The organism is Paenibacillus senegalensis JC66 (genome assembly GCF_000285515.1).
Lineage (GTDB): Bacteria > Bacillota > Bacilli > Paenibacillales > NBRC-103111 > Paenibacillus_L > Paenibacillus_L senegalensis.
The window spans coordinates 108813-118244 of record NZ_HE610960.1 but is presented as its reverse complement, the minus strand read 5'-3'; the positions used below and the strand labels follow the sequence as shown (position 1 = coordinate 118244).

At 47.9% G+C, this 9432-nt stretch carries 8 protein-coding genes; 6 read left to right on the top strand and 2 right to left on the bottom strand.

Annotated elements, in window-relative coordinates; translation table 11 throughout:
- Positions 1 to 270: 270 nt before the first annotated feature.
- Positions 271 to 459 (bottom strand): hypothetical protein, encoded by a 189-nt coding sequence (locus PSHG_RS16105; RefSeq protein ID WP_010274662.1) that lies wholly within the window; start codon positions 457 to 459, stop codon positions 271 to 273.
- A gap of 228 nt (positions 460 to 687) precedes the next feature.
- On the opposite strand from PSHG_RS16105, the gene PSHG_RS16100 reads away from it, so the two are divergent.
- Positions 688 to 1518 carry an AraC family transcriptional regulator gene (locus PSHG_RS16100; RefSeq protein WP_235782076.1) on the top strand — a complete coding sequence of 277 codons (831 nt, stop codon included), beginning with the start codon at positions 688 to 690 and terminating at the stop codon, positions 1516 to 1518.
- A gap of 275 nt (positions 1519 to 1793) precedes the next feature.
- Here the strand turns inward: PSHG_RS16100 and PSHG_RS16095 are convergent, their stop codons facing one another.
- Positions 1794 to 3020 (bottom strand): cytochrome P450, encoded by a 1227-nt coding sequence (locus tag PSHG_RS16095; RefSeq protein ID WP_010274660.1) that lies wholly within the window; start codon positions 3018 to 3020, stop codon positions 1794 to 1796.
- 308 nt (positions 3021 to 3328) lie between these two features.
- On the opposite strand from PSHG_RS16095, the gene PSHG_RS16090 reads away from it, so the two are divergent.
- From PSHG_RS16090 to PSHG_RS16070, 5 genes are all read left to right on the top strand, one after another.
- Positions 3329 to 3943, top strand: coding sequence for a TetR/AcrR family transcriptional regulator (locus PSHG_RS16090; protein ID WP_010274659.1), 615 nt, complete (start codon positions 3329 to 3331; stop codon positions 3941 to 3943).
- A gap of 496 nt (positions 3944 to 4439) precedes the next feature.
- Positions 4440 to 5594: a Gfo/Idh/MocA family protein gene (locus PSHG_RS16085; protein ID WP_010274658.1), complete on the top strand. Its 1155-nt coding sequence runs from the start codon at positions 4440 to 4442 to the stop codon at positions 5592 to 5594.
- 14 nt (positions 5595 to 5608) lie between these two features.
- Complete coding sequence (locus PSHG_RS16080) at positions 5609 to 6772, top strand: dihydrodipicolinate synthase family protein (protein ID WP_010274656.1); 1164 nt, start codon at positions 5609 to 5611, stop codon at positions 6770 to 6772.
- 142 nt (positions 6773 to 6914) lie between these two features.
- The gene (locus tag PSHG_RS16075) at positions 6915 to 7736 is read left to right on the top strand and encodes a sugar phosphate isomerase/epimerase family protein (protein WP_010274653.1); all 822 of its coding nucleotides are present in this window, start codon (positions 6915 to 6917) and stop codon (positions 7734 to 7736) included.
- A gap of 431 nt (positions 7737 to 8167) precedes the next feature.
- Complete coding sequence (locus PSHG_RS16070) at positions 8168 to 9394, top strand: Gfo/Idh/MocA family protein (protein ID WP_010274650.1); 1227 nt, start codon at positions 8168 to 8170, stop codon at positions 9392 to 9394.
- Positions 9395 to 9432: the final 38 nt, after the last annotated feature.

Here is a 9432-nt window from a genome sequence, read left to right as displayed (position 1 = left end):
TGGTTGTTCTGCAAGGTATCCTGCTTTAAACGCTCGCCCTGGGACTGTCGATTTATGACGGATCTCTATAATAAAAGTGTCCAGCGCGGGTCGGTTTGCAAGATGCCCAGCGCTAACGCTCGCCCTCGCTCTTATTTATATGAAAAAGCATGGGTTTTATTTCTAACGCTCATCCTCTCTCTTATTTGTGACAAAAAGCCCGAAAAACCGCGATTTGAAGCAAAATAAGGACCGTCGCAAGCGTTACATTTTTTATCCCCCTGATTTTGCTCAAATAAGGACCGCCGCGAGCGTTAGAATTCGAAGCAGGCTGCAAAGGGCATCAAGCTGCAACTGGTGAGCCGCAAAGGGCACCACTGTAATGGTCAGCAAGGTGGAACGGGCAAGCGGCATCAAGCTGCAAAGGGCGAAATGCAGCGGGCACAAGCTGGCTACGCTCGTGAGCGCCGCTCTAGCCATATCAGCGGCTTCTCATTAGTAAAGGGGAACAAGCCTTCAAAGAAACAAGCCGCAGAATTTTCACATTAGCAGGAACCGCGCAGACAATTAACGAAGTATAGATACACTAACAAAGTAGATACAATGAACGAAGCGGATACAAGTAGCTAAGTAGATAGTTGAAAGTTAATTTATTCACGATATCGCCGAACCGTCGGCACATTTCAGCACAGCAAAGGACGGATAACAGTGACTTCTGTGACTTCCATACGAATCTATGAGCATAAGCATTTGGGCGGCCACCGGATAACGGAGCATCATCACCCCTATTACCAGCTGCTGTTTGTGTTGGAAGGGGAGGGGAAAATCCGTCTGGACGGAGTGGCTCATGAGCTTTCCATACATGATACAGCTCTCATTGCCCCATACTGTCCGCACTCCGTACTGTCAGATTCCAAGCTGACCCTGCTTGTCGTTGCTTTTGAACGCGATGCGCTTGATCCAGAAATTGTTGACGGGCTGATGCGGGAAGTATTTGCCGATTCGCTAGTTATTAAGATGAACAGCTTTACCGGCAGTGAGCAGCGCCAGCTGCTGAGGAAAATGCTGTTTGAGCAGGCAGCGCAGGAGTCTCTTTTGGGCCGCCTGTCTTTAAAAATCCTGCTTTCCCAATTCCTGATTACTCTTGCCCGTTCGGTTACACCGGTTTCAAGCGGATCCCAAGCTGCATACGTACATGCTCCTGCCAATCCGCTGCGCGCAGAGAAGGTCCGCAAATACTTGGACACTCATTATTTCGAACCGCTGACTGCCCCGGATATTGCCTCCAAGCTCGGGATCAGTACCCGGCATGTTAATAACATTTTTAAAGAACAATACGGTCTGACACCGATGCAGTATTTGACCCGAATCCGCATCCAGGTGGCAGAGAGGCTGCTTGCTGAAACGGACAAAAGCATCATTTCGATTTGCTTCGAAGTCGGTTATGATTCCGTCTCTACCTTTTACCGCTGCTTCAAGGCAGAGACGAATGTATCTCCCAACACCTACCGAAAAAGCAGCACACACCAGGAAACGTAGGTTTTTCTAACTAACTTTTGGCCGTGTTAATTTCACATTAAACTTGTTAATTGTCCGGAATAATTAAGCGGCCCTTCCGACACTCTTTTGGGAAGCGAAAGGGCTAAGTGAAAAGGTAAAACGAAAAGGCAGCGAATATATAATAACCTCTCTTATGAAAACAAACCTTAAAAAATGACGTTTATTGAATCGGCAGGCTCTTCGATGACTGCCGATTTGTTATCTGTAAAACTCAAAAATTCAATACTACATTATAGATTTCCATTAAGTTAATACTACTTATATATTTTCATTGGCAATTGGACAAGAGACTGCCCTGCTGCCGACTGTGTCAAACTAGCTTCCAAGTCGAACGGTATCGGTTCAATCTTTGAAACCTTTTGTGTAAAAGCATTCAATGCAATGTTCAGCTCTAATCTAGCTAAAGGAGCACCAAGGCAAAAATGCGGCCCTTTTCCGAAAGTAAGATGCTTTTTGCTGTTTTCGCGATGGATATTCAATGTAAATGGATCCTCAAACACACTGTCATCCATATTAGCAGCGCTCATCCACGCGACCACTACATCTCCTTTTTTCAGATTCACTCCCAATATATCATTATCCTGCTTGACTGTGCGGTCCCGCTTACTAATATGGAAACGGTAACGAAGCATTTCTTCCACGGTGTTCGGAATCCATTCAGGTTGATCTCGTAGCTGCTGATATAAAGCCGTATCATCATAGAGAAACGAATAAAAGATGCTGGAGAGCATATGGCTCGTAGTTTCAATTCCTGCTCCCAAGAAAAGCATCGTCGTTCTGACCACTTCGTCTTCGGTAAATGCCTCGCCGTCAACTTGAGCTTTCAACAAATCGGACATGATGTCATCTGACGGATTTTCTCGTTTCTCCAACACTATAGGATAAATGTGCTGGTAATAAGCTTGGGCCGCAGCCAGCTTTTTTTGTTCCAGTGCTTCCCGGTCGCCCCCATTGTTTGGTTGGAATAAAATATCGACCCATTCTTTAAACAGATGGTGGTCTTGTGATGGAACGCCAAATAAATCGGCCATGACGATCGATGGCAAGGGCCCTGTCAAAGCCTTGACTATATCGACTTCCCCCGTCATCATATCATCTACCAGCTTATTAGCGATCTGTTCGATTCTTGGCTCCCAGTTTTTTAAACTGCGGGGGGTGAATGCAGCCGACAGCAAGGAACGATATTTTCTATGTCTTGGAGGGTCCATTAAAGTAATTGTAGTTTTGTCAGGCGGGGCCCCTTCTTTAGTATTTGTCCCAACATCAAGGGCAGTTCTTGAACCTTCACTCGAAAAAACTTCGTAATTGCTAATTACCTCGTTCACATGATCATACTTAAATACGTTCCAGGTACCCGTTCCTTCGTGGTAATACACGGGATTTTCACCAAGCATCTTTTTGTACCACTCTAGCGGAAAAAATTCTTCGGCTCTTGTTTGAAACTGCGGAATATCCGTCAAAGAGATGATTTCTTTGTACATATATCCAGTCCTCCCATATAAAGATTAATAGGTATCATTACGAAACAAATAAGCAATTTTTCTGATCGAATCACTTCCCTCCCAGCTGGTTTATGTATTTCCAATAACATGGTATCATGATAAATGCACAATGAGCAAGTTTGCCTAATGGGAATCAATTGTGTGGCTACCAATCGAATTTCTGCTCTCTGAAAAACGTGAATTGTTTGGCAAATATGATTTATTGATTTCCCAGTGTACTAATTAACGCTAATTTGCTAGTATGGTTCTCATGAGAAAATATCCGATAATAAAAGTGGTGTTTGAGCATGGAAAAACAAAGTTTACGAGATATGAAAAAAGAAGCGACCGGACAAGCTCTGGCTGAAGCTGCATTTGAGCTTGCTCTTGAAAGGGGATTGGACGGCTTTGTCATCGAAGATGTAGTGCATCGCGCCCGTTACTCTAGAAGAACGTTCGCGAATTACTTCTCTTGTAAGGAGGAAGCGGTGGCAGCAGCTGCTATTTCCTCCGGTAACAAAGATGAATTCGACAATCTTCTTGCGAATATTGATGAGAGTGTAACTCCGCTCGAAATCCTGTACCGGTTAATGAGGATGCAGCTAACAGCAGATCTTTTCCAGAGAATGCGGGAGCTTGTATCCCTCTCGAGACGGTATCCGACGCTTGAGCCTTTTCTGCTTAGCATAATCCACCAGCTTCAAGCATCGGGTAAAGAAATATTGGTTAACACAACTCAAGGGCGCTACACCAAGGAGTACACTCATCTTCTTGTTGGGGCGGTATACGGTGCAATACTGCCATTACTCGACGGCAGTCTCGATGTACGGTTTCCGGGACAGGTGACAGACGAGAATGCAGAAGCCATTACGTTCGATCAATACTTGGATCTAACAATTAATTGCTTGCGAAATGGTTTTTAATTCAAACAATAACTAACCATAGCTGTTTATAGTGATTTTCCAAAGTATCGAGTTACAAGCTCTAAAACTAATCACAAAAATACGTATCTCGCAGAACGTACAATAGTTAGATAAGCAGTTGAACAAAAGAAATAATGACGGGTTATCTTCTAGCTTGTTTTATTCCACTGCTTATTGCAAGCGTATTCATATCCAACAATTGCAGCGGGGCAGGAGAATTCCTCTCAAGATCTCTCTGTATACTCCCCAAACCAAGACTGACTTGAACAACATTCTAACTGAAGGTCTTTTGATTATGGCTCCTTTTATTTTGGGGAGACTATCTCTGACACAAGAATACGGACCAATACTAGACAGTATGCCATTTATAACTGGTCTGTGATAATTCGTGATGTCTATTTATTTCTGAAATTGAGAATTTTGTTCCCGATCTAGAAAGAAAAGCGGAAGGTCTCCGATTACAATGAAAGCAGATTAAGGAAAGGGGACCATTCTTATGACAGTACACAATATTGGAATCATTATGAACGGTGTAACCGGACGGATGGGGACTAATCAGCATTTGATCCGTTCCATTCTCGCAATCCGCGAGCAGGGAGGCGTTGCCTTGCCGGGTGGCGATGTGATTATGCCGGATCCTATTCTAGTCGGAAGGCAGGAGCAAAAGCTGCAAAGGCTCGCTGAGGAGCATGGCCTGTCTCGTTGGAGCACGGATCTGGAAGCTTGTCTGGCCGATGAGTATAACGTGATTTATTTTGACAGCCAGACGACGGTTCGCCGTGCAGAAAGCATTAAACAAGCTATCGCTGCAGGGAAGCATATTTATTGTGAAAAACCGACGGCTACCGACCTCGAAGGTTCACTCGAGCTTGCCCGGATAGCCAGAGAAGCTGGCGTCAAAAACGGTGTTGTACAAGACAAGCTGTTTCTGCCAGGGCTTTTGAAGCTGAAGCGGCTGATCGACAGCAGATTTTTTGGCCGTATCTTGTCGGTGCGAATGGAGTTTGGCTACTGGGTGTTCGAAGGCGATTGGCAGCCGGGACAGCGCCCATCCTGGAATTACCGCAAGGAAGACGGCGGCGGTATAATCGTGGACATGTTCGCCCACTGGCGCTACGTTCTTGATCACTTGTTCGGTGAAGTGAAGGCGGTTTCTTGTCTGGCGGCGACACATGTTCCGGAAAGACGCGACGAGCAAGGCCAGCCTTATACTTGTACGGCAGACGATTCCGCGTATGCGACCTTTGAACTGGAGGGCGGCATCATTGTTCAGGCCAATTCCTCCTGGACTGTGCGCGTAGACCGTGACGATTTGCTCACGATTACAGTTGACGGAGTAGAAGGAAGCGCTGTGGCGGGTCTGCGCGGCTGTAAAACCCAGCATCGCGTCAACACGCCGAAGCCGGTCTGGAACCCGGACATTCCGAATCCGCACAATTTCCGCGAGCAGTGGGAAGAGGTGCCGGATAACCAAGTATTTGATAATGCTTTCAAATTCCAATGGGAAATGTTCCTGAAGCATGTCGTTGTGGATGCTCCATTCCCATGGGATCTCCTGGAGGGAGCAAAAGGTACGCAGCTGGCTGATTTGGCGCTGCAATCCTGGCAGGAACGCCGCTGGGTCGATGTGCCGAAGCTGGAGCTTAAGTAAAGGAGGCGTGTAGGATGAGCCCAACCATTAACCTGCCTCGCGAGGGTGGAGCCCGTTACGAATATACGCTGCGGCAGCAGTCTCCGCTTGCTGTTCCGGATCGGAAGTTTACTAGCCGAATTGCTTTTTCGGCGGCTCATGTGGTGTGTGATCCGTTCGCCGATACTGATCCGCTGCATCAGTCACGGATCGATTGGGAAGCGACGCTCGCTTACCGGCATCATCTGTGGTCTTACGGATTAGCCGTGGCTGAGGCGATGGACACAGCGCAGCGCGGAATGGGTCTCAACTGGAGCCATTCCAAGGAACTGATTAGCCGTTCCATAGCCGAAGCCCGGACAGTTGGCGGGCGCATAGCCTGTGGTGCGGGTACGGACCATCTCGCCCCTGGGCCGCAAGTTACACTGGCTGATGTTCAGGCAGCTTATGAGGAGCAAGTCGGATTCGTAGAAGGAGAGGGCGGCCAAGTAATTCTCATGGCCAGCCGTGCATTGGCTGCCTGTGCAAAAAGCCCGGAGGACTACGTAAAGGTATACGGAAATATTTTAAGACAAGTCAAGCAGCCGGTCATTCTTCATTGGCTTGGCGATATGTTCGATCCGGCATTGACCGGCTACTGGGGCTTTTCTGATGATCATGAGGCGATGGAGATTTGTCTTCAGGTGATTCGGGAAAACAGCAGCAAGGTTGATGGAATCAAAATTTCTCTACTGGATGCTGGCAAGGAAATCAAGATGCGGAGACAGCTCCCGGAGAATGTCAAGATGTATACCGGCGATGATTTCAACTACCCGGAGCTGATTCAAGGCGATGAGCAGGGCTACAGTCATGCGCTGCTCGGTATTTTCGACGCGATAGCTCCTGCGGCAGCCCATGCGATTCATGCCTTGGATGCGGGAAATCTTGACGAGTATCATCGCTTGATGGAGCCAACGGTTGCTTTGTCCCGTCATATTTTCCAGAAGCCTACCTATGCCTACAAAACCGGAATTGTGTTTATGGCCTATTTGAACGGCTATCAGAACCATTTCCGGATGATTGCCGGCGCAGAGGGCTTCCGTTCGATCCTTCATCTGTCAGAGCTGTTCGTGCTGGCCGATCAGGCGGGTCTGCTGAAGGACCCTGAGCTGGCAGTTGTGCGGATGAACCGGGCACTGGCTCTGGCGGGTTTTGAATAAAGATCAATAGCGATTACACATTCAGGTCACTTAGGTTTGCCTCATACGAGGAGCTTAAGCGGGCCTGAATGTTTTGCCTGTTGAGCAAAATCAGTGCAGCAGCAACATACTTAACAGTAACTATTCAGGAGGTTGAACAACAATGGAACGTTTACGTTCGATAGAACGATTAAGCTTGAATCAGATTACGATGGATCGTTTGTCTCTGCCAGAGGCCGTAGAAGTGTGTGTTCGCGGCGAAGTGCAGTGGATGGCGTTGTGGCGTCATAAAATTGCCGAGACCGGCTTGAAGGAAAGCAAGCGGCTAATTGATGAAGCGGGAATTCGCTTATCCAGCATATGCCGTGGCGGCTACTTCCCAGGTGCAACGGCACAGGAGAGGGAAGCCAAGCTCGACGACAACAAGCGTGCCGTAGAGGAAGCGGCGGAGCTGGGAGCGGATACGCTTGTGCTGGTCTGTGGCCCGGCGCCGGATCGGGATATCGACTTTGCCCGCCAGACGGTTGCCGAATCGATTGCCAAGCTGGTGCCTTTCGCGCGCAGCCATGGAGTCAAGCTGGGAATTGAGCCGCTTCATCCGATGTATGCTGCGGAACGCTCGGTCATCAATACATTGGCTCAGGCCAATGCGCTCGCCAAGACGTTCACACCCGAAGAGGTTGGTGTCGTGGTTGATGCCTTTCATGTATGGTGGGATCCGGAGCTGTATACGCAGATCAAGGCATCCGCAGGGAGAATTCTCGGCTTCCACGTCTCGGATTGGATCGTTCCTACGCCGGATTTACTGATGGGCAGAGGGATGATGGGCGATGGAGTGATTGAATTGCGCCGCATGCGTCTGGCTGTAGAAGAGGCTGGTTATCAGGGGCCGATTGAGGTGGAAATCTTTAATCAACAGGTATGGGATATGCCTGGAGACGAAGCGATGAGTTTAATTAAAGAACGCTATCTTGAACATTGTTAATACTATAAAAAGGCGAGGGTCAAAAAACGGAATGACACGGCAAGAGGGCTTGAACCTGCTATACTAAAAAAGAACAAGAGATGCTAGAGAGCAAGAAATACAAGAAGTAAAATAAGTAAAGAAGCACGAGAAGTAAGAGAAGCAAGAAGCACGAGAAACAAAAGAAGCACAAAAAGTAAGAGAAGCAAGAGAAGCAAGAAGCCCGAGAAGTAAGAGAAGCAAGAAGCACGAGAAACAAAAGAAGCAGGAAGCAAAAGATGCAAGAAGGCAGAATGCAAAATGTTGAATTACATTTATTTCGAACGTGACTTCGCTTGGAGTCGGAAAATTGCTGAGGAGTACCTGGCTGGGGACTGGTAGCTGGAAAAGATAAGCCTGCCCATCCAGCCAGATACCCAGGCAAATTCAGCGTATGGATGGAGGAAGCAAAAGTGAGAACCTATCGTGCTGCCTTAATCGGAATTGGAGGCTTTGGCGAACACCATGTCAAAATCATTGAGGAACTGGTGCGGGAAGGCAGCTTTAAGCTGACAGCTTTTACAGAAATCCGGCCAGAGGCATTTCCGGCTACCGTCAGCCTGTTGACGAGAATCGGAGCAGTGCCGTATACGGACTACGAGCATATGCTGGCAGAACAGAAGGATACCGATTTTGTCATCATCGCTACCCCGATCTCTACTCATAAAACGATTGCCACCCGGGTGATGAGCATGGGTTATCACGTCATAGTGGAGAAGCCGCCGGCTGTGACGATTCAAGATATTGATGAAATGATACAAGTTCAAAAGCAAACGGGGAAAAAGTGCCAGGTCAATTTCCAAAACACTTCCCTGCGCTCCTTCCGGCAAATGCTTTCTTTACTGGAGCAGGGGGCAATCGGAGAGGTAACGCAGATTACCGGGGTCGGCCGTTGGCGCAGAACCAAGGCTTATTATGCCAGAACGCCTTGGGCCGGCAAATTAACTTATAACGGTCAATATGTATTGGATGGGACATTTACGAATCCGCTGGCTCATCTGCTTAACAACTGCTTACAGGCAGCAGGGGCGATCAGCCCCGAGCTGATGATCCCGCAATCGGTGCAGGCTGAGCTGTACCATGTCAATGATATCGAGGGAGATGATGTATCCTGCATCAGAGCGGAGATGCCGGGTCAGCTCAAAGTCAATTTTTACGCTATGCTCTGTCATACGGATAATGCCCGTCCTTTTATTCAAGTGCAGGGTTCCGAAGGAAGCATGCGCTGGAGCTATGACAATTCTCTCATTGTGCGAACAGCTAAGGGAGAAGAAAAATTTCAATATGAAGAAGAAAACCGCGTGCGGAATATGTATTTAAATCTGATGCAGGCCATTGAGGACGAGCATGTTCCTTTGTACTCTTCCATTGAAGCGTGCCGCAGCTATGTGCTCGTCAGCAATGGCGTGTATGAATCGGCACGGGGCGTAGTAGCTATTGACAGCCAATATGTGCAAGAGATCGAGGCAGAAGGATCGACTGCCAGACTTCTCCCGGCTTTATCTGAGCAAATGCATGATATTGCCGATCGAGGCGTGCTCTATTCGGAGGTTCCCTTCCCTTGGGCACGTAAGACAAGGCGGGTAGATATGCGGGGTTATAACCATTTTGCTGTAACATTTGCTGGGGTAAAGAGCTAGGCGATCATCGCAACTGGCCTGGAGTATTATCAATAGGA

Excerpts from the sequence above, each read along its gene's own strand:
- PSHG_RS16105 (WP_010274662.1), bottom strand. The coding sequence starts at position 459 with ATGGCTAGAGCGGCGCTCACGAGCGTAGCCAGCTTGTGCCCGCTGCAT.
- PSHG_RS16095 (WP_010274660.1), bottom strand. The coding sequence starts at position 3,020 with ATGTACAAAGAAATCATCTCTTTGACGGATATTCCGCAGTTTCAAACA.
- PSHG_RS16090 (WP_010274659.1), top strand. The coding sequence starts at position 3,329 with ATGGAAAAACAAAGTTTACGAGATATGAAAAAAGAAGCGACCGGACAA.
- PSHG_RS16085 (WP_010274658.1), top strand. The coding sequence starts at position 4,440 with ATGACAGTACACAATATTGGAATCATTATGAACGGTGTAACCGGACGG.
- PSHG_RS16080 (WP_010274656.1), top strand. The coding sequence starts at position 5,609 with ATGAGCCCAACCATTAACCTGCCTCGCGAGGGTGGAGCCCGTTACGAA.
- PSHG_RS16075 (WP_010274653.1), top strand. The coding sequence starts at position 6,915 with ATGGAACGTTTACGTTCGATAGAACGATTAAGCTTGAATCAGATTACG.